The sequence below is a fragment of the Streptomyces aculeolatus genome, assembly GCF_020400605.1.
GTDB lineage: Bacteria > Actinomycetota > Actinomycetes > Streptomycetales > Streptomycetaceae > Streptomyces > Streptomyces aculeolatus.
In genome coordinates this window covers 29,451-51,726 of the sequence record NZ_JAINRD010000019.1, presented here as the reverse complement: position 1 = coordinate 51,726, position 22,276 = coordinate 29,451, and the positions used below count along the sequence as shown (strand labels likewise).

The following is a 22,276-nucleotide window of genomic DNA, read 5'->3' as shown; positions in this document are numbered from 1 at the left end:
CCCGGGGTCGTACGGGTACGACCCCGGGCGCGCCGCACGGCGTCCCGGAGGTGTCCGCCGTGGCTCACCGCGCCGCCGGGTTCACCCCGCCCCGGTCACCGCCCGCGCGAGGCTCGCCGGCTGTCCGCCCCCGCCGGGCAGGCCCGCGCCGCCCTCGGACTTCTCGATGCCGTCCGTGATCTCTTCCAGCTCGTCCAGCGCGGGCGCCTCGTCGCCGATGTCGAAGCCGGCCCGGACCAGGACCAGCGTGTCCGGGTTCGCCGGGGACGGGAACGCGAGCGACTGCACGTAGCCGTCGTCGCCCTCCTTCGTCACGACCTTCCAGCGCACCAGGTAGCCCTTCTCGCCGGCCACCTCGACCTCGCCGGACTCCACCTCGTCGTGCGAGGTGATGCCGCCGTACGCCTCGTCGCCGTACGACGCCTCCGCGTTGGGCTCGATGTCCTTCTCGGCGATCCGCTTCGGGCTGCTCCCGTCGAGGCCCAGGGCCAGGGCCGGCGCGGAGTTCACCCCGCCGCGTACGCAGGTGTCCTTCGGTGACGTCGGGCACTTGTACTCGCCCACCGTCACCGAGGCGCCTATCTGCCCGGACTGCCCCTTCCAGCCGTCCGGCACCGGGATCTTGATGCCGCTGGCCAGGTCCGTGGCGAAGCCGTCCTCGCTGGGCACCTCCAGCGGCGGCCCGCCGCCGTCGGGGTCGCCGGGGTCCTGTTCGCCGCCCTCGGGGTCCTGGGGACCGGGCGACTCGCCGGGGCCGCCGCCCGAGCCGCCGCCGGAGCCGCCGCCGGAGCCGCCGCCGGGACCGCCGCCCGGCCCCTCGCCGGGGCCCGGGGAGCGGGGCTCGCCGTCCGGCCCGTAGACCACGGGGCCGCTGCCGGCCTCGTCGCCGTCGTCGCCGCCCCACAGCGCGTACCCGCCGGCGATGCCGCCGCCGACGAGCGCCGCGGCGGCCACGCCGATGGCTATGCCGAGCGCCAGCGGGCGCCTGCCCTTCCAGCGCTTCCCGCCGTACGGGCCCGCGGGGCCCGGTGGTTCCGCGTGGCCGCCGGACAGGACTTCCGTGGGCGCCTCGTGCGCGCCGCCGGGCGGAGCGTCCTGCGGGGCGGGCCCGGGGAACGGGGGCGCCGCGGGGGCCGCGGGCCCGTCCGGACCCCCGGCACCGCCGGCCCCTTCGGGGCTCTGCGCAGGGACATCTGGGGCGACAGCAGCGGGCCTGACCTCGTCCGTCCAGCCTTCACCGTCCCACCTCCGCTCCCTCGGCGACTCGTCGTCGCTCCGGTCCGGGTCGGGATACCACCCTGCAGGTGCCATTCCACTCATGCATGCAGGCTACCGAGGCTCCCTGAGAACCGGATGAGAGCGGTCTGAGGCTTGTACGCGTCCAACTGCGCAAACCCTCAGAAGGAGAGCCAGGTCCCCGCAAGACCCTGCTGCCCCACCCCCGCCCGGGAGTAGTCGCAGACGCCCCGGTCGAAGACGGACCGCAGCCGGCGCCACTCGGCGTCCGTCCACGTCACGCCGTACTCGCGCGCGTACGCGTCCCGCCGCGGCGGCTCCGTACGGCACTTGATCACGTCCGTGGCGATGTCCTCCCCCGCGACCTCGCGCGGGAAGGAGTTCGACGGGTAGAGCCGCTCGCAGGTGCTGTCCGGGTCGCGGTCCAGCGCCTCGGCGACGAACCGGGGCTCGGCGTCGCGGGTGTTGCAGCCCTCCCGCAGCCCGTCCGGCTTCGCCGCCGTGATCTTGTCGATGCGCGGCGCGGCGGAGGTGTCTGCGTCGAGGTTCGTGAGCCAGCGGTCCATCATCACCAGCGAGTGGCGGACCAGCGGGCTGGCCGTGCTCTGGCCGCCGTAGCGGTTGTCCTCCATGAGGCTGACCATGTTGGCCGCGGTGCCGTTGGCCTTCGCCAGGCGCTTGCGCATGGACAGGGAGTAGTAGCGCAGGTGGGTGTCACCCTTCGGGGCGTCGTCGACGTACGCGCGGTACTCGATGATCGGCACGTCCTTCAGGCCGCCGCCGCCGTTGGTGAGCCGGCCGGTGCGGTACGCGGTGCGGGTGGCCAGGGGGTCCGCGGTGGTGCGGTCGCCGACGATGCGGGCGTCGTGGTCGTAGCCGCCGACGCGCTCGTTCAGCTCCAGGAACTGCTGCTTGTCGATCGTCCCGGCGGCCAGCGCGCCGAGGCCGTACTGCACGCCGACGTTGTCGAGCGGGCGGCGGGCGAAGCCGGTGCGCGGGTCGGGGCCGTAGACGTTGATGGCGTGGTCGTAGAGGTCACAGCGCGCGCCGTGCGGGTTGGTCTCCGGGTCGTAGCGCAACTCCTCCGGCAGCACGCCGCAGTTGCCCGTCGGGTCGATGCGCGCGGCGTCGCCCTGGGTGCCGGTGGCGACCGCGTACGAGGCGAAGCCGGTGACGGCCCGCTTCTGCTCGTCGGTCCAGGCCAGGTCGGTGTCGCCGGCGAAGTACTCGGTGAGCAGGCGGGTGTCGGTGACGCGGTGCGTCATCGCGAAGCCCACGTCGGGGAAGGAGCAGGCGGGCAGGATGCCGTCGAGGATGCCCGGGTAGTTGTCGACGATCTGGTACGCCTGGTACGAACCGCCGGAGCAGCCGAAGCCGATGGTGTGGTCGACCGGCCCGTACGCCTCGGTGAACCGCTCCTTGACCGTCATGGCGGTCTCGGCGGCGGTGAGGTCGTGGCAGTTGGCGCCGAAGACGTTCAGGGACGACGACATGACGGCGTACCCCTGGCCGAGCATGAAGGCGTCGGTGACGCCGCCGGTGGTGTTGCCCTGCCGGTACCAGCCGCCGATGCAGCCGCCGCCGAGGGTGTAGACGGCGCGGCCGTTCCAGCCGGCCGGGCGGGTGCGGGGATCGGGGGCGGACTCGGCGAGGGGGTCGTGGAGGATCGTCGACTGGTAGATGCCGCGGTTGGCGGTGCCGGTCTCCATGCGCACGATGAACGGGACGCTGCGGCCGGTGGAGGTGGTGGTGCGGCCGAGGTCGGCGGGGTAGGCGGTGGCGCCGGCCGGCCAGGCGGTGTAGACGCCGGCGGTGTTCCGGTAGAAGTAGTCGACGCGGGTCTTCGCGGAGCAGTCGGCGTCGAGCGGGTCGCCGAGGGTGCCGCCGACGACGGGCAGCCGGAAGGTGCCGGTCTCGCAGACGAAGGGCTGCTGGTGCGGACCGGAGAAGACGGGGCCCTCGGCGGGGTGGCCGGTGAGGGTGAGCCGGGCCGTGCGGTGGCCTGGTGCGGTGGCGGTGACGGTGTTGCGGCCGTCGCGTACGCCGTCGACGACGCCGGTGAGCGTGCCGGGTCCGGCGGGGGCGAACTGCCCGGTGACGTCGCGGCCGTTGAGCCGGACGCGTACGTCGCCGGGGTCGGGGGCCTCGACGCGGAGCAGGGCGTCGCCGCCGGTGACGGAGTCGGGGCGGCCGGAGAGCACGTCGACGCCGACGGGCGGGGAGGCCGGTGGTGCGGCGGCCTGGGCGGAGAGGGGGAGGGCGAGGAGGGCGGAGAGCGCGGCGGTGAGGGGGACGAGCAGAGCACGGCGTGGGCGCATGCAGGAGTCCTCCGTTCGTTGCGGCCTACAACTTGACCGTACGCGTTCAATTTCAACGTGGGAAGACACCACCCGGCAATCGGTCCCCTCCTCTCACCCCGGACTCAGGCGCCCCGAACCCCCGCCGCACCGGCGGCCGGTCACTCGCGCAGGCCGATGCCCTCCACCGGCCGCGTACGCAGCGCGAGCCGGGTGGGCAGCAGGATCGCCGCCAGCCCGGTCAGCGCCGTCACGGCGACGATCCCCGCGTACAGCAGCACGGGAAAGCGCGGCAGCGGCGACCCGGTGAGCCCCAGGCTCATCGTGGCCATCGGCAGCAGCGGCACCAGCGTCCCCACCGCCACCGCGATGCCCACCACCATCCCGGCCTCCACCCGCATCATCCGCACCACCTGCGCGGGCGGGGCCCCGACCAGCCGCAGCAGCGAGAACTCCCTGACCCGGCCCAGGGTGGCCAGCACCAGCGTGTTGGCCACCGAGATCGCGAGGTAGCCGAAGACCAGGGCCAGCGGCAGCGCACTGGTCAGCACCGACGCCGTGGCCTGCGAGCGCTGCGCCGCCGAGAGGCCGCCCCCGTCCAGCACCTCCAGGCCCGGATACCGCTCGGCGAGGCCCCGCAGCCGCGCCTCCACCTCCTCGGGCTCGGCGCCCTCCGCGGCCGTGACGAACACCGCGTCCTGCACCCGGCCGCCGCCGCTGTGCGCCAGCACGGTCTCCTGGGGCAGCGTCACATCGCCGAAGCCCAGGCCCCGTTCGTAGACGGCGACCACCTCGGGCCTGAGGGCGGTCCCGTCCGGGAGGTTGACCGGCACCTCGTCGCCCACGTGCACGCCGAGCGTCTCCGCGGCGCTGCCGCTGAGGGCCACCGCGTCGCCCTCCAAGCGCGCCAGGCCGCCCGCCGTCACCCCCAGGTCCATGGTCCGCTCCACCCCGCCCGGGGTGACCCCCTGGGCCTGGTAGTCGAAGACCTCCGGCGAGCCCAGCAGCTCGCGGTAGGCGTGCACCTCGGCGCGTACCACCCCCGTGGCCGCGGCGACCCCCGGCAGCGACGCCGCGTCCCGGACCACGCCGGACGGCGGTCCGCCGGGTCCGCCCCGCAGCGTGAAGTCGGCCACGACGCCCTGCCCGGCCTGCTCCCGGGCCGCCGCCGCGGTCGTCGTCGGCACGCAGAGCTGCACCAGCGCGAAGCCGACCGCCAGCGTCAGCGGCCCGGTGCCGGCCGCCAGCCGGCGCGCGTGCGCACGGGTGTTGGCCACCGCCAGGTGGCCGTGCGGTCCCGTACGGCGGCGCACCGGACCGGCGAGCAGCCTGCTCGCCGCACTCACCACCGGCGGGGCCAGCAGCAGCACCGCGATGACCATGAGGAACCCGCCCATGCCCGCGCCGGCCACCGCGAAGACCGTGCCGAAGAACAGCGGCAGCAGCGACGCCGCGACCCCGAGCAGGAACAGCAGCACGCCGCAGAAGGCCCGGCCGCGCCCCAGCCCGGCCCGCTCGATCCGCCCCTCCCCCAGGGCCTCCACCGGCCGGATCGCCGCCGCCTTGCGGGCGGCCCCGACCGCGGCCGCCTCGGCGGCGGCCACCGACGCGAAGACGGCGACCAGCATGGGCAGGGGCCCGTAGGAGAACGCGAAGTCCCCGGGGATCACGCCGGTCGCGCTCAGCGCCTCCCGCAGGAGACCGGCCACCAGCACGCCCGGCACGCACCCGACGGCCGAAGCCGCGAGTGACACCAGCAGGACCTCGGCGGCCATCATCTTGTACACCTGCCGCGGAGTGGCCGCGACCGCCCGCAACAGGGCCAGCTCGCGGCGCCGTTGGTGCACGCCCAGGGCGAGGGTGCCGGCCACCACGATCATCGCGATCAGCACGACCGTCGCGCCCAGCGAGGCCGCCATCTCCGTCAGGTCGGAGCGGGCCGCGGCCACGTCGGGGAACTCCACCCGGCCGCGGTCGTCGCCCCGGTACAGCCGGGCGCCGGAGCCGGCGAGCTTCTCGTCGAGCCGGCGGGCCAGGCCGTCCGGGTCGGTACCGGGCTCGGCCAGCACGCCGACGGCGTCGATACGTCCCGGGCGGCCGTAGAGCGCCGCGGCCTCGGCGTCGCTGAAGAACACCGCCGCCGCGCGCAAGGGCCTGTCCGTACCGCGCAGCGAGGCGATCCCGGTGACCAGGTACTCCCGCGCCTCCCGCGGGGTCGCCAGCGTCACCCGCCGGCCGGGCCCGGCCCGTACGCGCTCGGCCAGCGCGGCGTCGAGCACCACCTCGCCGGCCTGCCGCGGCGCCCGGCCCCGGTCCAGCCCGAAGGGGCCCAGCGCGGCGCCGGCCCAGCCGTGGCCGGTCGACGGCTGCTCGCCGCCGCCGGGGTCCAACCCGCCGTCGTCCCGCACCACCCGGGCCGGGAAGCCGACGTCCGGCACCGCCTCGCGCACCCCCTCGACGGCCGCCACCTCGCCGACCGCGTCGCTGTCCAGGGGCGCGGGCCGGGCGAGCGGCTTCGTCTTCGTCCCGCCCGCGGTGACCGAGAACGACTGCTCGCCGCCGACCACCACCTCGGCCCCGGCGTAGCGCTGGGCCGCCACGCCCGTACCGAGGCCCGACTGCAGCAGGATGCCGAACGCGGTGATCAGCATCGACGCCCCCGCCAAGGCGACGAACGCCCCGACGAGCCCCGCCCGGCGCTGCCGCAGCGTCATGCGGACGAGCTTGAACACCACCGCTCACCACTCCTCAAGGCGCGTCATCCGCGCGGCCACCCGCTCCGGCGTCGGGGACTCCAGCACCTCGGCGAAGGCGCCGTCGGCCAGGAACACGACGCGCTGCGCGAAGGAGGCGGCGACCGGGTCGTGGGTCACCATGACGACGGTGTCGCCGTCCCGGTCCACGACCTCCCGCAGCAGCGCGAGCACCTGCCGCCCCGTACGGCTGTCGAGCGCGCCGGTCGGCTCGTCGGCGAAGATCACCTCGGGCCGGGTGACCAGGGCCCGGGCGATCGCCACCCGCTGCTGTTGCCCGCCGGAGAGCTGCGCCGGGCGGTGCCCCAACCGGTCCGCGATCCCCACCCGCCGCGCCACCCGGTCCAGCCGGGCGGGCTCGGCCGGCTCCCCGGCGAGCAGCAGGGGGAGCGTGATGTTCTCCGCCACCGTCAGGGAGTCCAGCAGGTTGTACGCCTGGAAGACGAAGCCGACCCGCTCGCGCCGCAGCATGGTCAGCTGCGCCTCGTCGAGCGCCGCCAGGTCGGTGCCGCCCAGCCGCACCGAGCCGGACGTCGGCCGGTCCAGCCCCGCCGCGCAGTGCAGGAAGGTGCTCTTGCCGGCGCCCGAGGGGCCCATGACCGCGGTGAACGTCCCCCGGCCGAAGGCGATGGTGAGCCCCCGCAGCGCGGTGACCTCCCCGGCCCCCCGGCCGTACGTCTTGCCCACCGACTCCAGCTCCACCGCGGGCCCGCTCGCCCCGGTGGCCTCGCCGTGCGCCACAGCGCGTCCCCCTTCCCCCGGCTCCGTGGCCGGAGAAGCCGACGCTAGGCGCCCGGATCAGGCGGAAACCAGGGCGCTCACTGGAGTTCGAAGGTGCAGTTGTCTGCCCCCTTCCAGCGGGGCGCGCGGTGCTAGCGTGGGAAATTCACAGGTAATACAGGTGATAGGGGGGCCGGGCGGAAAATGGATGGCGTTGCCCAGCGGCCGGATCGCCGCGGGTTGCCGCCGGCGGCCGCGTGGCGGGAGTTCGGCGAACGCTTCGTCCACGCCCTGAAATACCTCATAGCGGCGGGCGGCACCGGAATGGTCGCCTTCGCCGGCTTCTACGCGCTGGTCGCGGTATTCGCCCTGAGCCTCGTGGGGCCCGGGCTCCGCCTGCTGCCGCCCTCCCTGGCCCTGCTGCGGCGCGGGGCCGACGTCCACCGGCGCCGCGCGGGGCACTGGCTGGGCCGGGACATCCCGTCCTCGTACCGTCCGGCCGAGGGCAAGGTCCTCGGCCGCGCGCAGGTGATGCTCACCGACAAGGCCACGTACACCGACATGCTCTGGCTGCTCGCGCACGCCGTCGTGGGCACGCTCGGCGCCGTCCTCGCCCTCGGGCTGTGCCTGGGCTCGCTGAGCTGGCTGACCGTCGCCCTGTGGTGGCAACTGGTCCCGCACGCGCAGCTCCTGGTGTGGTCCGTCGACTCCTGGTGGGCGGTGCTGGGAGCCACCTTCGCCGGCCTCGTCTACGGCGCGCTCGCGGGCTTCCTGCTGCCCTGGTACGCCCGACTGCACGCGGTCATGACCCGCGCCCTGCTCCGGCCGCGCAAGCGACGGGCCTCCCTGGCCCGGCGCGTCGAGGAACTCACCGTCACCCGCGCCGAGGCGCTGGAGGCCCACGCGGCCGAACTGCGCCGCATCGAACGTGACCTGCACGACGGGGCGCAGGCCGGGATGGTGGCGGTCTCCCTGCGGCTGGCCCTGATGCGGCAGCTGGTCCGCGACAGCCCGGAGCGGCTGCCCGACATGATCGACCAGACGCGCGACCTGGCCGACCGGGCCGTGCAGTCGCTGCGCGTCGCGGTCCGCTCCGTCTATCCGCCGGTGCTCGTCGACCACGGCCTGCCGGAGGCGGCCCGCGCGCTGGTGGCCGCCTGCCAGATCCCGACCGAGCTGGACGTCGTGTCCGGGACCGGGGGCGCGCGGGCGCCCGCCGCGGTGGAGGCCGCGGCGTACTTCGTCATCTCCGAGGCGCTGACGAACGTCGCCAAGCACAGCGGGGCTGCGCACAGCCAGGTGCGGGTGCGTACGACCGCGAGCAGGATCCACCTCTCCGTGTGGGACGACGGGCGGGGCGGAGCCGCGGACGGCGAGGGCAGCGGGATCCGGGGCATCAGGCGCCGCGTCGCGGCCTTCGACGGCGTCACCGAACTGGACAGCCCGCCCGGCGGGCCGACCGAACTGCGAGTGGAGCTGCCGTGCGGATCGTGATCGCCGAGGACAACGTCCTGCTGCTGGAGGGCCTGTCCCTGCTGCTGACCGGCGTGGGCCACGAGGTCTGCGCGACGGTGGCGGACGGCGACAGCCTGCTGCCCGTACTCCTGGAGCACGAGCCGGACATCGCGGTCCTGGACGTACGGCTGCCGCCGACGTACCGGGACGAGGGCCTGCGCGCCGCGGTCACCGCCCGCGAGACCCTGCCGGACCTGCCGGTCCTGGTGCTGTCCCAGTACGTCGAACACGCCTACGCGGCCCGGCTGCTGGCCCAGGGCGCCTCCGGCGTGGGCTACCTCCTCAAGGAGCGCGTCTCGCGCGTCGAGGAGTTCCTCCAGGCACTGGAGCGGGTCGCGGGCGGCGGGGTCGCGATGGACCCCGAGGTGATCTCCCAGCTGATGGTCCGCCGGGTACGCGACGACCCGCTGGAAGCGCTCAGCTCGCGCGAACGGGAAGTGCTGTCCCTCATGGCGGAGGGCCACGGCAACGCCGTCATCGCCAAACTGCTGTTCCTCGCGGAGACTTCGGTGAACAAGCACATCGGGAACATCTTCGTGAAACTCGGGCTGCCGGCGACGGACGGCAGCAACCGCCGGGTGCGCGCCGTGCTCACCTATCTCAACTCGATGGATTCCCAGAACCGTTAGCGGGTGCAGAAAACTGCACCCGACGACTGCGGGCAGCCGGAATGCGGGGGCCGCCGGTCGCGGAATAGCGTCGCCGTACGAGGAAAGACCCGACGGCGAAGAGGAAATGCGATGTCCGGATGGCAGCCCCGAAGAGAACGTCCCCTGTGGCCCTGGGTGCTGGCGGCCGTCGTCATCGTGGGCGTGTGCATCAACGTGACGCTCAGCCTGACCTAAGGGCTGTCCCGTGGCCTCGCGCGTTGCCGCGTGCTCACGGAGCGTGAGCCTCCGACCAGAGCAATCCAACGGGCGGGACGGGACCCGAGCCCTCAGGCTGATCGAATATGAGAGGACCGCAAGGTTCCGGCAGACACCGCCGCCCGCACCGCTGGGCGGCCACCGGAGCCGGAGCCACGGTCGCGGCGGGCCTGACGACGCTGGCCCTCGCCGGGACCGTACCCCTCGGCGCCGACCGCGCCCCGGCCGCACCGGCACCGCACGCCACGGCCGGCCGCCCCTCCCTGGCCGACGTGCTGCGGCCGCCGATCGTCGGCCGCGGGCAGTGGGGCGCGGACCCGCGCATCCTCGACCAGAAGCCGCGCTACGCCGACGCCGTGCACGCCGTCGTCCTGCACCACACCGGCCACTCCAACGACTACGACTGCTCGGACAGCCCGTACCTCGTCCGCGACATGTATGCGACGCACGCCGTGAGCAAGGACTGGGGCGACATCGGCTATAACTTCCTCGTCGACAAGTGCGGCACGATCTTCGAGGGCCGAATAGGCGGCGCGGACCGCCCGGTGGTCGGGGCCCACACCGTGGGCCTCAACAGGGGCACGACCGGCATCGCCGCGATCGGCACGTACACGGAGGGCGTGCCGGTGCCGAAGCCGCTGCAGAAGTCCCTGGAGATGCTCATAGCCTGGAAGCTCGGGCTCACCGGCACGGCCCCCGCCGACCGCGCCCGGCTCGTCTCGACGAACGACAGCAGCCGGTTCCCGAAGGACTCCACCGTCAGGATGCCGACGGTCTTCGGCCACATCGACGGGTACGAGACGAACTGCCCGGGCGAGGCGCTCATGCAGGTGCTGCCCGCCCTCCGGAAGGAGGCGACCCTGCTGCAGAGCAAGGCGAAGCAGCGGATCCGCAGCCACCGCGAAGGGCAGCAGAACCAGGAAGCGCAGGACGGGAACGGCGCCGCCACCCGCAGGACGCCCGGCAGCACGGGCTGACGGCACGGGGGGCGCTCAGGACTTCGCCGGGAAATACCGCCTGAACAGCGCGTACGACATGACGTACTGGGCCGCGGCACCGATGCTCATCGACAGCCACACCCCCTCCACGCCCAGGGCCGGGATGGCGCTCAGCCCGAGGGCCAGGGGTATCTGGACCACCGCGCCCACCAGGGTCACCCAGAAAAGCGACGACGCGCGCCCTCCGCCCGTGAAGACCCCGCCGATCCCCACCACGCCGGCCAGGAGCAGCAGGTAGGGGAAGAGGTAGACGAGCAGCACGGCACCGGAGTCGACGACTCCCGGGGAGTCGCTGAAGAGCCCCATGAGCCCGCGGCCGCCGACGGCGAGCAGGAGGCCGGCCCCGCCGCCGGCCAGGGTGGCCAGCAGCACGCTCTGCCGCCCGATCACGGTCTCCGCGGCCTGCCCGGCGCCCCGGGCGCGGGCGGTGAGGATGCCGCCCGCCTGGCGGACCGCGTAGAAGGCCATGGTGACGAAGAACATCGCCTTGATCCCGATGCCGTACGCCGCGAGCGGATCCTCCCCGAACCGGGCCACGATGCCCACGAGGACCGCGCTGATGCCCATGCGCAGGACGAAGTCGCCGGAGGCGGGAAGCCCGGTGCGCAGCACGCCGCGCAGGGCGGCGGGCAGACGCAGGGCAGCGGGGGCGCCGGCATCGGCGGTGAGCCGCCGGCGCCGCAGCAGGACGAGGCTGACGCACAGGGCGACGGCCCGGCCGGCGAGCATGCCGAGGGCGGCGCCCTGCACGCCCATGCGGGGCAGGGGCCCGACGCCGTAGATGAGCAGCGGGTCGAGGACCAGGATGAGGACGTTGGCGAGGACGGCGGTCCGCATCGGGGTCCTGGTGTCGCCCGTGCCCTTGAAGATGCCGTCGACGACGTTCTGCGCGAAGAAGACGGCCGTCCCGGGGAAGGCGACGGCGAAGAACTCCGCGGTCAGCCGGAACACCTCGCCCTCGCCCCCGGCGAGGAGCCGGGCGACGGGCTCACGCAGCAGGAACCCGCCGACGCCGACGACCGGGGCGACGACCAGCCACAGCACCCCGACGGCCCGCACGACCGCCGCCACGTCGGCGCGCCGGCCGCGGCCGAGGGCGTCGGCGATGAGGACCGTGCCGCCGACGTTGGCCATGAGGATCACGCCGAGGAGCACGTTTTCCAGGGTGGTGGCGACGGCGACGGCCCCCACGGCGGCCCCGCCGAGGCGGGCGACCCAGACGGTGTCGATGACGCCGGCGATGACGCCGGAGAGCAACTCGACGTAGACGGGGACGCCGAGGGTGAGCAGGGTCCGGCGGGTGGCGGCGGGGGCGGTGGACACGACCGGAACCTTCCGAAGGCACGGATGAACAAGGGGACACGGACACTACCTCGATTAGAGAGACTCGAAAAGAGGTACACTCGGACACCCGCGGAAGGAGACCTGTGCTGACCCTCGCGATCCTCGGCTTCCTGGCAGAGCGCCCCATGCACGCGTACGAGCTGCGGCAGGTCGTCTCCGACCTGATCGGCCACAACCGCCCGGTGAGCGACGGCGCCCTCTACCCGGCGCTCAACCGGCTGCGCGAGGCGGGCCACGTCGAACGACAGGAGACCCCGGGCGAGGGCGCCCCGGCCCGCCAGGTGCTCCACCTCACCGCCACCGGCCGCGCGGAACTCCACCGCCGCCTGACGACCCCCAAGGAAACCGAGATCACGGACGGGGGCGCCTTCTTCACCCTGCTGGCCTTCCTCGGCCAACTCGACGACCCGGCCGCCCAGTCGGCGGTGCTGCGACGCCGGCTGGACTTCCTCACCAGGCCCGGCAGCTTCTTCCGCAAGGACGGAGAACCGGCCCGCGCCAAGGACGTGGAGGACCCGTTCCGGAAGGGGATGCTGGTGATGGCGAGAGCCACCCGGCAGGCAGAACGCCACTGGCTGGAACAAACACTCCCAACCCTGGAGAACCCCACCCCACCCCGGACCGACCCGCCCCCGGAGCCCTGAGCACGCGCCACCCACCGAACAGCACCCGCGCCTCCACGAACCAGGCACCACGCCCCATCCGCTACCCTGTCAGAGGCCGCTCAGGATGGCGGTACGCCTCCGTAGCTCAGGGGATAGAGCACCGCTCTCCTAAAGCGGGTGTCGCAGGTTCGAATCCTGCCGGGGGCACCAGCCTGCGATGTGTGAAACCGCAGGCCGGCACGGCTCCGCATACTCGGCTGCCAGTGCTGCGGCGCGCGTGGGTGACGCCTCGGTTCGAACCCTGCGTAGGCACACGCTTCAGCGGCGAGCCACATCCTGGGCGGCTCGGATGTCGTGGTCACGACTGCCGCAGCGTGGCATCACCGCAAGGCACGGTCGCTTCGCCTTGGGCCGCCCGCGACTGCGTGCTCCGTACCGCATTGCCGGCTCAAGCTGCGATGTCGGCTTCGGGTTGCAGTGCGGGGCCGAGCAGGAGGCCCCCGTCCAGGACGAATTCCGAGCCCGTGGCGAAAGATGCGTCCTGAGAGGTGATGAAGAGCAACAGGCGGGTGACCTCGGAGGGTTCGGCGAGGCGGGGGATGGCGAACGGATCGGGTGAGTAGAAGTCGGCGATGGCCGGCTGGCCTGCGACGGCGGGTTCGTTGATCAGTGGTGTGGAGACGACGCCGGGGTGGATGGAGTTGACCCGGATGTTGTCCCGGCCGAGTTCCAGCGCGGCCGTCCTGGTCAGTCCGCGCACGGCCCACTTGCTGGCGGTGTAAGGGGCGTAGAAGGCCGTGCCGATGTGGGCCATGGTCGAGGCGATGTTGACGATGCTTCCGCCACCGCCCCTGCGCATCGACGGGGCCACGGCCCTGATGCCGAGGAACTGGCCGGTGACGTTGACGCTGAAGGTGTGCTCCCAGGTGCGGAGTTCGGTGTGCTCGATAGGGGCCGCCGGGTTCTGGACGCCCGCGTTGTTCACCAGGATGGTGATCGGCCCGAAGTGGCCTTCGACTTCTCGCACCACCGCCGCCCAGTCGTCCTCGCTGGCGACATCCAGGTGAACGGACAGAGCCCGATGGCCGAGCCGATCAGCGAGATCCCGGCCGGCGTCGTCGTCGCGGCCGGCAATGACGACGTTCGCCCCCTCGGCGTGGTAGCCCCGTACATGGCTACTGCCCATGCCCCCGCCACCGCCCGTAACAATGACGGTCTGGCCCTCAAAGCGTCCCATGATGCTTCCTTCCGGACGTGCATGAGTGGTGAGTCGAGTGGCTCACCTCCTTTCTCAAGGTAGGGGCCGCGCTAGAGGTGAGTCAAGTGACTCACCTCGTAGCAAGCGGCATACTGGAGTGCATGACGGCACAGCCCTCGGAATACCACCGGCGCGTGGCAGCGCAGAAGCGGACGTCCATCATCGAGGCGGCGACGAGGCTGTTCCTCGACTCCGGATACGACGGCACCTCGCTGGCCCGCATCGCCGAGGCGGCAGGGGTGTCGAGGGCGACTCTGTTCAAGCAGTTCACCACCAAGGCGGCCCTGTTCGAGGCGATCGTCACCGAACACTGGAAGGTCGACGACGAGGAGGCGCCCCTCCCCGAGCCGGGGAACCTCCGCGCCGGGCTTGAGACCATCGGGCACCGGTACGTGGCGCTCCTCACCCAGCCCGGCATGGCCGCCCTCTTCCGCATCGTCATCGCCGAGGTGCCGCGCTTCCCGGAGCTCGGCGAGACCCAGTTCAAGCTCGGCAAGATGCCCTACTTCGAATCGGTCCGCCGCTACCTGGCTGCGGAAAACGCCGCCGGTACAGCCCTGCTCGACGATGCGGAGACGGCGGCGACCCAGTTCCTCGGGATGATCTCCAACTACGTGTTCTGGCCGCGGATGCTGCTCGCACGCTGGGAGCCTGACGACTCCGCCGTCACCAACGCGGTCGACCAAGCGGTGCTCACCATGGTCGCCCGATACGGCGCGCCGGGGACCCACGGCACCTGAGACCGGGAATCCCCTGCAATCTCCGGCAGGGACGGGTTGGCCAGGGGCGCTGGTCCGCGGCGGTCTCTAGCGGTGGTGGAGTACTTGGACCGCCGGGGTGTCGCCGCCGCCGATCAGGGGGACGAACAGGGCCGTGCCCCGCAAGGGGCGGAACGGGACGTCCGTGTCGGGCGGGAGGGCCTCCGGGGTGCCCGTGGCCAGGTCCACCTCGACTGCCGTCTGAGGACCTTCCGACTCCTCGGCGACGTAGCCGTAGCCCTTGCCGTCGTCGGTGACCGACAGCAGGTGCATCTCCTTGCGGTCGCCGTCGCCGGCGAGGCAGACGCCCTTGCCGGTCTTCAGGTCGAACGCCGCCGGGCCTGCCGCCGCGTAGCGGCCGTTGGGGGACGTGGACAGTTCGGGGGTCTCGCCGGATGCCGGTTCCCACGCGCTGCCCTGTTCCGCCACGTCCTCCGCGTCGCAGTCCAGCTGCGCCCGGAGTTCCCCGGTCCGCGCGTCGTGCAGCGACCACGCGTAGTCGGCGTCGAACCCTGCTTCGCCGACCCGCCAGACCGCCGCCACGTGCGCCGGGGAGGCGGCTGTCACGCGGCCATTGATCTCGTCGCCGTACGGGTCCTTCCACACGCCCGCGGGCGCGAAGTCCTCGTTGAACCAGCTGCCCGGTACGCCGAAACCGCCGCTCGCCATGCTCACCACCGGCCCGTCGCCGCCCGCGCCGACGACCTTGCCGTCGATGCACGACACCGGCCCGCACTGCGGCATCTCCAGGTCCTCGTAGCCGAACCTCGTGCTCTTCCCGGTCGTCAGGTCCACGGACGCGCCGTAGACGTCCGAGCCGACCGGTTCCCAGGTGACCAGCGCCCCGTCGCCGCCGTCGCGCACCTGCACGCCGGACGAGGCGTCCACCGGTACGGAGACCTGCCGCGCCGGCGCCGCGCCCTCGCCCGAGCCGTCCGCGGGGAAGACCGCCAGGCGCACGACCTCCTTGCCGTCGTGCAACTCGTCCTTGCCCTCCATGCCGTACGCCCAGACGACGACGTACTCGCGGCCGTCCTGCACCACGGTGGCCACGCTCGGGACCACCGGCCCGCCCTCCGCCGACGGCTCCTCCACGGGCGGCGGCGGGGTCCACGGCCTGCTCGACCAGCGCAGGTCGCCGGAGCGGGCGTCGCGGGCCTCGACGGTGTAGCCGCCGGAGGCGCCGAGGAGGTACGCCACGGTGTCCGCCCGCGGCGCGACGGTCACGGGCATCGCCGGGGACGTCGACCCCGCCATCCACTCCAGCGGCTGCGACCAGCCCGCGGCCTTGTCGTACGCCTCGGGCACCGGCGACTCCCCCACCGGCCCGGCCACGTCCCCGCCGCTCGCCCCCGCCGTGCCCTTGCCGCCCCCGGAACCGCCCCCCGGACCGCCCCCGGAGCCGCCGTCGCCGCCGCAGCCCGCGACCAGCACCAGCCCCAGCACAACCGCGACACCGGCCCCCGGCCTCGCCACCCCCATGCACTCCCCCTCAACTCAGCGGGCCACCCTACAGACCGTCACGTGACAGGCGCCGGGCGGGATTCGGGGCGTGGCCGTCGGCCCGGAGTTTCCGGGGGTGGCGGTCGTCAGGCCGTGTGCGCGGGCGGGGTCAGGGCCGCTTGCATGGCTGGGCCGTCTACGTACGAATGCTTCTCCAGTACTTCGCCGTCGCGGACCAGGACGAAGTCGGCCAGGTCGATGGCCACCGCCGTGCCCGCGGCCGAGGTGCCCGTCATCTTCATGCGGGCCGCCCAGAAGTCGTCGCCGACGCGGAGGGCGATCAGTTCGAAGGCCAGGTCCGGGACCAGGGCGAAGGAGTCGGCTGCCGCGGCGCGGATCTCGTCGCGGCCGCGGGCGGGGGCCTGGCCCGAGTGGAGGTGGAAGACCGAGTCGGGGGTGTGGAGTTCGGCGATGCGGGCGGGGTCGCGGGCTTCCCAGCAGGCGTGGTAGCGCTCGAACAGGTCGCGGGTGGATGTCGTGTCCATCGGCCGGCCTCCGTCGCAGAAACAAACAGTCTGATTGTTTTTAAGCCTCGCAGCGCGTCGGCCGGCCGTCAAGCGTCCTTATAGGCTGGCGCCGATATGGCCGGTGATCGTCGTACCCAGGCAGAGCGCTCCGTGGCGACGCGGCAGGCGCTGATCGCCGCCGGGCGCGAGCTGTTCGGGCGGCTCGGCTACGGGGGCGTCAGCACCGTGGCGATCGCCGACGCCGCCGGGGTGAGCCGGGGGGCCATGTACCACCAGTTCGCGGACAAGCGGGACCTCTTCGAGGCCGTCTTCGAGGACGTCGAGCGCGAGTTGGTCGGGGAGATCGACGCGGCCGTGTCCGCCGCGGGTGCTGCCGATCCGGTCGACAGCCTGATCGTCGGCTGCCTCGCCTGGCTCGACGCCTCGGCGGATCCCGCGGTGCAGCGCGTCATCCTGCTCGACGCGCCCGCCGTGCTCGGCTGGGCGCGGTGGCGGGAGGTGGAGTTGCGGCACACCATCGGCCTGTTGGAGTCGGCGCTCGCCGGTGCCGTCGCGGCGGGCCGGATCCGTACGCAGGCCGTGCGGCCGCTGGCGCTCGTGCTCGTGGGCGCGCTGGACGAGGCGGCCCAGTACCTCGCCCACGGCGGGGACTCCGCGCGGGACGACCTCGCGATCAAGTCGATCATCCGGCAGCTCGTCTCCGGGCTGGCTCTCGGCGACGCGTCCACACCCTGACCCCGTCCCCCGCCAGCCTCTCCGGCAGGTCCGCCAGCTGCGGCAGCTGCTCCAGGTGGTGTACGCCTGCGGGCAGGCCGGCGGTGAGCAGTTCGCGGGTGGCGTACGCGGCCACCAGGCCGGTGACGGTGCTCTGTTCGCGGCCGGTGAGGGCGAGGGCCGCGTGTGCGGCGCCGCGGTGGGCGTCGGCCCGTAGCGCGAAGCCGTCGCCGCCCAGGTGCACCCGGCCGAACGCCTCGGTGAGCAGGCCCGCGAGGGCCGGGCGGCCGGCGGCGCGCAGGGCGCCCGTACGGCGCAGGGCGAACAGGAGACCGGTGAGGACCCGGGAGTCCAGGCACAGGCGCGTGGTCGCCTCCGGGATGCCGAGCGTACGGCGCAGGGTGTGCTGGTCCGAGAACGGGAACGGGTGCGCGGCCCGTACCCCGTAGCCCGGCAGCGCCGTCCGCCGCGCACCCGCCGCGGCGGGCTCGGCCAGGCCCGCCACCGTCCAGCGCACCGCGTCCGCGCCGTGGCGGGCGCCGGAGCCGAGGAGCACGGTGACGTCGAGGCGCGCGGCGCCGCCGACCGCCGAGTGGGCGCGGTGGGCGAGGAGGTTCGTCAGGCCCGGGGCCACGCCGACGCTCAGTACGGCGCTCGCCCCCGCGCCGGCCGCCACGTCGTGCAGCCCCTCCACCGCGTCGAGTCGGCGCGGCGTCGCGCCCACGTCCACCACGTGGACGCCCCGTTCCAGGCAGGCTCTCGCGATGCCCTCGTCCGGCGGCTCGACGCACAGGACCACCGCGGCCACGCCCTCGGCGTCCAGCAGCCGCCGGAAGTGGTCCGGGTCCGCCGTGTCCACGCGCACCCCGCCCAGGCTCCGCGCCCTGGCCCCGTCCCGGCCGCCGGGGAGCACCCGGCCCGGGAACCACTCCCCCAGCCGCTCCGTCACCGCCGTGCCGACGGCCCCGTACCCGCCGACCACCAGCACCGGCCCGCCGCTGATAGATTTCACTGTAGTCACACTCCAATGAAACCAGACGGGAGCACCGCACCGCCGTGACCGACCGACCGACGACCCGCGCGGAGAAGACCCGCCGCACCCGGCAGCGCATGCTCGACGCCGCCACCCGCCTCTTCGTCGCACGCGGCTGGTCCGCCACCACCGTCGGGGACATCGCCGGGGCCGCCGGAGTCGGCGTGCAGACGGTCTACTTCACCTTCGGCAGCAAGCGCGCCCTCGTGAAGGAACTCCTCGACACCGCCATCGCCGGCGACACCGACCCCGTCGCCACCCTCGACCGCCCCTGGGCGCGCGCGGTCCTCGCCGAGCCCGACCCCGCCGCGCAGCTCGCCCGCCAGGCGGCGGGCGCGCGGCGGATCCTGGGGCGTACGGCGGAGGTGCTGGAGGTCGTACGCGGCGCGGTCGGCGCCGATGAGGAACTGGCCGGGCTGTGGCGGACGTACGAGGAGCAGCGGCATACCGTCCAGCTGCGGTTCGCCGAGGCGCTGGCGGCCAAGGCGGCTGCCGGGGCGGGAGCCGAGGCGCGGGCTGAGGCGGGGGCGGCGGGGCCGGCCGGGGCCGGCGGGCTGCGCGACGGGCACGATGCCGCCTCGGCCGCCGACGTCGCGTTCGCCGTCCTGGGTCCGGAGACGTACGGCCTGCTCGTCACCGGCCGCGGCTGGCCGCCGGCGCGCTGGGAGCGGTGGGCGGCGGACGGCCTCGTACGCCAGCTCCTGCCCTGAGGGCTCCCGGACCCGGCGGCTCCGGCCTCGGCGATCCCCGGAGTCAGCGGCTCCCGGACTCCGGCGGCAGGATCGCGGCCGCCGTCTCGCGCGCGTACTTCGCCGGGGAGGTGGTGCCGGAGATGGTGGCGAACATGAGGGAGCCGGCGTACAGGACCAGGCAGCGGTTCGTGACCGCGTCCGGGTCGGCGGCCCCCGTGGCGGCGATCAGGCCGCGGAGGTACGCGCTGACGGCGAGCTGGTGGTCGCGGACCGCGGCGGCGGCGCGGGCGCTGTCGGCGCCGACCTCGTTGAAGGCGTTCGTGAACGGGCAGCCGCGGAAGTCCGGTTCGCCGAACCACCATTCCAGCCAGTCGAAGACCGCCAGCACCCGCTCCCGCGGCAGGCCGGTGGCCTCCTTGGCGACGAAGTCCGCCAGCTCCCCGCGCACCCAGCGGTCGCGCCGCCGCAGGTACGCCTCGACCAGCTCGTCCTTGGAGGCGAAGCAGCGGTAGAGGCGCTTGAGGGAGACGCCGGAGGCGTCGCGGATCCGGTCCATGCCGACCGCGCGGATGCCGTGGGCGTAGAAGAGCCGGTCGGCGGCTTCGAGTACGCGCTGCCTGGCGGCCTCGTTGTCCGCGTCGTCCATGTCCCCTGCTCCGTTCCGCCGCGTTCCGCCCGTTGCGCCCGATGCCGCCGATCTTCGCCGCCCACAACGTACCGGGGCTGTCCCGATCATGTCGCGGCAGCGTCCGGCCGCTTGAGAACGACCGTTCTCGACATTACAGTCTCTGCGGAGAACGGTCGTTCCCCGGCCGTTCCACACCGTCGGTGCCGGCGGGCCCGGAACAGGGGACCGGACCCGCCACGCACCGCCGGCAAGTCCCGGAGCAGGAGAGACCGGGAATCGGGGGGACGTGCCCGCAAGCCGGGACACGACACGGGGGAGGGAAGTTGCTGCGCGTGCATTTCACCGCCGCCGACCTGGCGCGCACCCGGATCGCCGACGGTCCGGACCCGCTGTGGGAGACGGTCCTCAGCGTCCACCAGCTCACCGAACGGAACCCGGACCCGGCGCTGCGCGCCTGGCGTACGCGGGAGTGCCCCCGCGGCCGCTCCGCGCTGCGGATGCTGCGGCCCGTGATGCCGCCCCGCGGCTACTTTCCCGACTTCCTCACCCCGGCGGCCTCGCTGGGCGGCCTGGAGCACGGCATCGACGCCGTGCTGTCCACGCCCCGGCCACGGCTGCGCGCCGAGCTGACCCGGCTCGTGGAACGGGCATCGCCGCCCGCGTGGATGCGGCCGCTGGCGGAGGGCGAGCCGGACAGCCTGCGGCGGCTGGGGCGGGCGCTGCGCGCGTACCACGCGTCCGTCCTGCGGCCGGCGTGGTCGTGGATCAGCGAGCGTACGGAGCAGGACCGGCTGTGGCGTGCGCAGACGCAGAGCGTCGCGGGTGCGGACGCGATGCTGCACACCTTCGGCTCGCTGCTGCGGTGGCGGCCCCCGGTGCTGACGGTGGACTATCCGATCGACCGCGACCTCCACCTCGACGGGCGCGGGCTCGTGCTCGTGCCGTCGTACTTCTGCCGGCAGTTGCCGGTCGCGCTGGCGGACGGGTCGCTGCCGCCGATCCTGGTCTACCCGGCCCGGCCGCCGGCACGGCACCGGGTGAGGGCTGCCGGTGGCGGCTCGGTCGGCTCAGCTGTCGGTGGGGCTGCCGGAGGGTCTGCCGGGGGCTCGGAGGCCGGTGGCGGTGGCGCGGAGGCGGTCGAGGCCGAGAGCCTCGCGCACCTCCTCGGGCACACCCGGGCCGCCGTCCTGCAGAGCCTCGGCGGCCTGTGCACCACCTCGGAACTGGCCCGCCGGGCGGGGGTGTCGGCCTCCTCGGCGAGCGAGCACGCGGCGGTGCTGCGCCGCGCCGGGCTGATCACCAGCACGCGCCTGCGCAACCGCGTCCACCACTCCCTCACGCCGCTGGGCACCGCACTCCTCGCGGGCCACACCCAGGCCGTGACGGTGTGAGGCGGGCGGAGGTCCTGTCCTTCGGGTACGCCCCTGGAGCACGAGTGGGGCTGAGGCGCGCGGCATCCCGGTGACCGGGACGGCGCGGGCGGGGGCGGCGCGCTGCCGCCCCCGCCCGCGCCGGGGACGTGTACGGCGGCGAGCGTTCAGCAGCGCTTCTCGGAAGCGCCCTGGTTGGGCAGCGGTGCGCCCTCGGGGCGCAGCGTGCCGACGGCGGCCGTGCACTCGTTCGCGGTGTCGGTGCCCTGCGTCCAGAACTCCTGCTGCCTGGTGTCGTTCTTCCCGACCTTGCCGACCACGGCGTCCCTGTCATAGCTGAACACGCCGAGGGTCACGTCGTACGGCTTCGCGCCCGTGTGGAAGCTGTCCCACACCCACAGGTAGCCGTAGTTCTCCTTGCACGACGGGGAGTAGAACTGCTTGACGGAGGCGATGGTCGTGCCGCTCCGCTTGATGTGGCCGGTCGCCCCGACCTGGTACGCGTCGTCGCAGACCCCGGCTGCCTGGGCCCGCTTGCTGTCGGGGTTGCCCTGCGCGGTGGGCGCGGTGGCCGCGGCCCGGTCGCTCTTGTCGGCGGGCGCCGGCGCGGGGCCGCTGCCCGCGTAGGCGGCGCCGGCGGGCGTGAGGACGAGCACGGTCGCCGCGGCTGCCAGAGCGAGTTTCCTGAGTCGGGTGGAACGCATAGCTGTACTCCCTTTTCTGGACACAGAGGGATTTCAGAAGCATACGGCTCATGCCCCGGATACCCGGTAAGACCCGTGACGCCCCTAGGGGGTTGTAGAAGCATCCGGCGCAAATCCACCCGATCCTGCGGGCCGGGGGCGGGGATCGCACGACGCGTAACGGGGCGCGGGCGCACCGGGATTGGGAAGGGCGCACGCGGGCGCCACTAAAGTGAGGCCGTGACCTCCCCTCAAGATGACGCTTCGACGCTCGTCGGCGACGAGGAACGGGACAGCTGCGCGGGGCGCCTGCGTGATGCGTACGCAGAAGGGCGGCTGACCCGCGAGGACATGGACGCGCGCCTCGACCGGGCGCTCTCCGCCACGACGCGCGGCGAACTGGACGCGGCGCTGGCGTCGCTGCCGGCACCCGACCCGGGCAGGTCGGCCACGATCGGGGCCGCCACCGGGCGGATCAAGCGGAGCGGGGCGTGGCGGGTGCCGCGGACGCTGCGGGTGGAGTCGGCGTTGGGGCGGGTGCGGTTGGACCTGTCGCGGGCGGTGATCGAGCACCCGGTGGTCGACATCGTGCTGAACGTCGGTACGGGCAGGGCCACGATCACGGTGCCGCACGACGCGGTGGTCGACCTCGACGGCGTGCAGACCGGCATGAAGGACTCCGTCTACAGGCCGCCGCGCCGGGCCGCCCCCGGAGGACCGACGATCCGGATCTCCGGGGTCATGGGCTTCGGCCGGCTGACGGTGCGGCACGCGCGTCGCTGACCGAGGGCTGGGCGGCCCGCGGCACGCGGGCGGCGCGCCGGGTGCGGGACGTG

Annotated in this window: 20 protein-coding genes and 1 tRNA gene; 10 read left to right on the top strand and 11 right to left on the bottom strand. The window is 73.9% G+C overall.

The genetic code is table 11. The annotated features are described in order from the left end of the window. Nucleotides 1-81: 81 nt before the first annotated feature. The 4 genes from LG396_RS27025 to LG396_RS27010 all read right to left on the bottom strand — a co-directional run bounded on the left by LG396_RS27025 (nt 82) and on the right by LG396_RS27010 (nt 7,027). Nucleotides 82-1,320 (bottom strand): DUF2510 domain-containing protein, encoded by a 1,239-nt coding sequence (locus LG396_RS27025; RefSeq protein WP_225796758.1) that lies wholly within the window; start codon nt 1,318-1,320, stop codon nt 82-84. Between the two features lie 77 nt (nt 1,321-1,397). Continuing rightward, the gene (locus LG396_RS27020) at nt 1,398-3,554 is read right to left on the bottom strand and encodes a DUF6351 family protein (protein ID WP_225796757.1); all 2,157 of its coding nucleotides are present in this window, start codon (nt 3,552-3,554) and stop codon (nt 1,398-1,400) included. A 140-nt stretch (nt 3,555-3,694) separates the two neighbouring features. Further along, the gene (locus tag LG396_RS27015) at nt 3,695-6,268 is read right to left on the bottom strand and encodes an FtsX-like permease family protein (protein ID WP_225796756.1); all 2,574 of its coding nucleotides are present in this window, start codon (nt 6,266-6,268) and stop codon (nt 3,695-3,697) included. A 3-nt stretch (nt 6,269-6,271) separates the two neighbouring features. Further along, complete coding sequence (locus tag LG396_RS27010; RefSeq protein ID WP_018852696.1) at nt 6,272-7,027, bottom strand: ABC transporter ATP-binding protein; 756 nt, start codon at nt 7,025-7,027, stop codon at nt 6,272-6,274. Nucleotides 7,028-7,210: 183 nt separating this feature from the next. Between LG396_RS27010 and LG396_RS27005 the strand changes: the two genes are divergently transcribed. The 3 genes from LG396_RS27005 (at nt 7,211) to LG396_RS26995 (ending at nt 10,364) form a co-directional block, all read left to right on the top strand. Continuing rightward, complete coding sequence (locus LG396_RS27005) at nt 7,211-8,500, top strand: sensor histidine kinase (protein ID WP_225796755.1); 1,290 nt, start codon at nt 7,211-7,213, stop codon at nt 8,498-8,500. Then, nucleotides 8,488-9,150, top strand: coding sequence for a response regulator transcription factor (locus LG396_RS27000; protein WP_225796754.1), 663 nt, complete (start codon nt 8,488-8,490; stop codon nt 9,148-9,150). Before LG396_RS27005 ends, LG396_RS27000 begins: the two co-directional genes overlap by 13 nt. Before the next feature lie 323 nt (nt 9,151-9,473). Next, nucleotides 9,474-10,364 (top strand): peptidoglycan recognition protein family protein, encoded by an 891-nt coding sequence (locus tag LG396_RS26995; RefSeq protein ID WP_225796753.1) that lies wholly within the window; start codon nt 9,474-9,476, stop codon nt 10,362-10,364. A gap of 15 nt (nt 10,365-10,379) precedes the next feature. On the opposite strand, the gene LG396_RS26990 is transcribed toward LG396_RS26995, so the two are convergent. Next, on the bottom strand, nt 10,380-11,708 hold the full coding sequence (locus tag LG396_RS26990) for an MATE family efflux transporter (RefSeq protein WP_225796752.1): 1,329 nt from the start codon (nt 11,706-11,708) through the stop codon (nt 10,380-10,382). A gap of 104 nt (nt 11,709-11,812) precedes the next feature. Between LG396_RS26990 and LG396_RS26985 the strand changes: the two genes are divergently transcribed. After that, nucleotides 11,813-12,373 (top strand): PadR family transcriptional regulator, encoded by a 561-nt coding sequence (locus LG396_RS26985; RefSeq protein ID WP_225796751.1) that lies wholly within the window; start codon nt 11,813-11,815, stop codon nt 12,371-12,373. A gap of 95 nt (nt 12,374-12,468) precedes the next feature. Continuing rightward, nucleotides 12,469-12,544 (top strand) — tRNA-Arg (locus LG396_RS26980). A 238-nt stretch (nt 12,545-12,782) separates the two neighbouring features. Here LG396_RS26980 and LG396_RS26975 read toward each other — a convergent pair. Continuing rightward, nucleotides 12,783-13,571, bottom strand: coding sequence for an SDR family NAD(P)-dependent oxidoreductase (locus LG396_RS26975; protein WP_225796750.1), 789 nt, complete (start codon nt 13,569-13,571; stop codon nt 12,783-12,785). Between the two features lie 122 nt (nt 13,572-13,693). Here LG396_RS26975 and LG396_RS26970 point away from each other — a divergent pair, with 122 nt between their 5' ends. Then, nucleotides 13,694-14,332: a TetR/AcrR family transcriptional regulator gene (locus LG396_RS26970; RefSeq protein WP_225796749.1), complete on the top strand. Its 639-nt coding sequence runs from the start codon at nt 13,694-13,696 to the stop codon at nt 14,330-14,332. Nucleotides 14,333-14,398: 66 nt separating this feature from the next. On the opposite strand, the gene LG396_RS26965 is transcribed toward LG396_RS26970, so the two are convergent. Then, nucleotides 14,399-15,832 (bottom strand): hypothetical protein, encoded by a 1,434-nt coding sequence (locus LG396_RS26965; protein WP_225796748.1) that lies wholly within the window; start codon nt 15,830-15,832, stop codon nt 14,399-14,401. Between the two features lie 107 nt (nt 15,833-15,939). After that, on the bottom strand, nt 15,940-16,338 hold the full coding sequence (locus tag LG396_RS26960; protein WP_037745609.1) for a nuclear transport factor 2 family protein: 399 nt from the start codon (nt 16,336-16,338) through the stop codon (nt 15,940-15,942). A 96-nt stretch (nt 16,339-16,434) separates the two neighbouring features. Here LG396_RS26960 and LG396_RS26955 point away from each other — a divergent pair, with 96 nt between their 5' ends. After that, a complete protein-coding gene (locus LG396_RS26955; protein ID WP_026278497.1) occupies nt 16,435-17,055 on the top strand; it encodes a TetR/AcrR family transcriptional regulator in 621 nt (206 codons plus the stop codon). Here LG396_RS26955 and LG396_RS26950 read toward each other — a convergent pair. Continuing rightward, nucleotides 17,003-18,046, bottom strand: coding sequence for a saccharopine dehydrogenase family protein (locus LG396_RS26950; RefSeq protein ID WP_225796747.1), 1,044 nt, complete (start codon nt 18,044-18,046; stop codon nt 17,003-17,005). The two genes, LG396_RS26955 and LG396_RS26950, sit on opposite strands and share 53 nt — an antisense overlap. A 44-nt stretch (nt 18,047-18,090) precedes the next feature. On the opposite strand from LG396_RS26950, the gene LG396_RS26945 reads away from it, so the two are divergent. Beyond that, the gene (locus LG396_RS26945; RefSeq protein ID WP_225796746.1) at nt 18,091-18,777 is read left to right on the top strand and encodes a TetR/AcrR family transcriptional regulator; all 687 of its coding nucleotides are present in this window, start codon (nt 18,091-18,093) and stop codon (nt 18,775-18,777) included. 43 nt (nt 18,778-18,820) lie between these two features. Here LG396_RS26945 and LG396_RS26940 read toward each other — a convergent pair whose 3' ends face one another. Next, nucleotides 18,821-19,405: a TetR/AcrR family transcriptional regulator gene (locus LG396_RS26940; protein ID WP_225796745.1), complete on the bottom strand. Its 585-nt coding sequence runs from the start codon at nt 19,403-19,405 to the stop codon at nt 18,821-18,823. A 305-nt stretch (nt 19,406-19,710) separates the two neighbouring features. Between LG396_RS26940 and LG396_RS26935 the strand changes: the two genes are divergently transcribed. Beyond that, nucleotides 19,711-20,778, top strand: a complete 1,068-nt coding sequence (locus LG396_RS26935) for a helix-turn-helix domain-containing protein (protein WP_225796744.1) — start codon at nt 19,711-19,713, stop codon at nt 20,776-20,778. Nucleotides 20,779-20,924: 146 nt separating this feature from the next. Here LG396_RS26935 and LG396_RS26930 read toward each other — a convergent pair whose 3' ends face one another. After that, on the bottom strand, nt 20,925-21,413 hold the full coding sequence (locus LG396_RS26930; protein ID WP_037745590.1) for a hypothetical protein: 489 nt from the start codon (nt 21,411-21,413) through the stop codon (nt 20,925-20,927). 267 nt (nt 21,414-21,680) lie between these two features. Here LG396_RS26930 and LG396_RS26925 point away from each other — a divergent pair, with 267 nt between their 5' ends. Continuing rightward, nucleotides 21,681-22,223 (top strand): DUF1707 SHOCT-like domain-containing protein, encoded by a 543-nt coding sequence (locus tag LG396_RS26925; protein ID WP_225796743.1) that lies wholly within the window; start codon nt 21,681-21,683, stop codon nt 22,221-22,223. Nucleotides 22,224-22,276: the final 53 nt, after the last annotated feature.

Coding starts and splice junctions, on each gene's coding strand:
- LG396_RS27025 (WP_225796758.1), bottom strand. CDS start 1,320: ATGAGTGGAATGGCACCTGCAGGGTGGTATCCCGACCCGGACCGGAGC.
- LG396_RS27020 (WP_225796757.1), bottom strand. CDS start 3,554: ATGCGCCCACGCCGTGCTCTGCTCGTCCCCCTCACCGCCGCGCTCTCC.
- LG396_RS27005 (WP_225796755.1), top strand. CDS start 7,211: ATGGATGGCGTTGCCCAGCGGCCGGATCGCCGCGGGTTGCCGCCGGCG.
- LG396_RS26995 (WP_225796753.1), top strand. CDS start 9,474: ATGAGAGGACCGCAAGGTTCCGGCAGACACCGCCGCCCGCACCGCTGG.
- LG396_RS26975 (WP_225796750.1), bottom strand. CDS start 13,571: ATGGGACGCTTTGAGGGCCAGACCGTCATTGTTACGGGCGGTGGCGGG.
- LG396_RS26970 (WP_225796749.1), top strand. CDS start 13,694: ATGACGGCACAGCCCTCGGAATACCACCGGCGCGTGGCAGCGCAGAAG.
- LG396_RS26965 (WP_225796748.1), bottom strand. CDS start 15,832: ATGGGGGTGGCGAGGCCGGGGGCCGGTGTCGCGGTTGTGCTGGGGCTG.
- LG396_RS26960 (WP_037745609.1), bottom strand. CDS start 16,338: ATGGACACGACATCCACCCGCGACCTGTTCGAGCGCTACCACGCCTGC.
- LG396_RS26955 (WP_026278497.1), top strand. CDS start 16,435: ATGGCCGGTGATCGTCGTACCCAGGCAGAGCGCTCCGTGGCGACGCGG.
- LG396_RS26940 (WP_225796745.1), bottom strand. CDS start 19,405: ATGGACGACGCGGACAACGAGGCCGCCAGGCAGCGCGTACTCGAAGCC.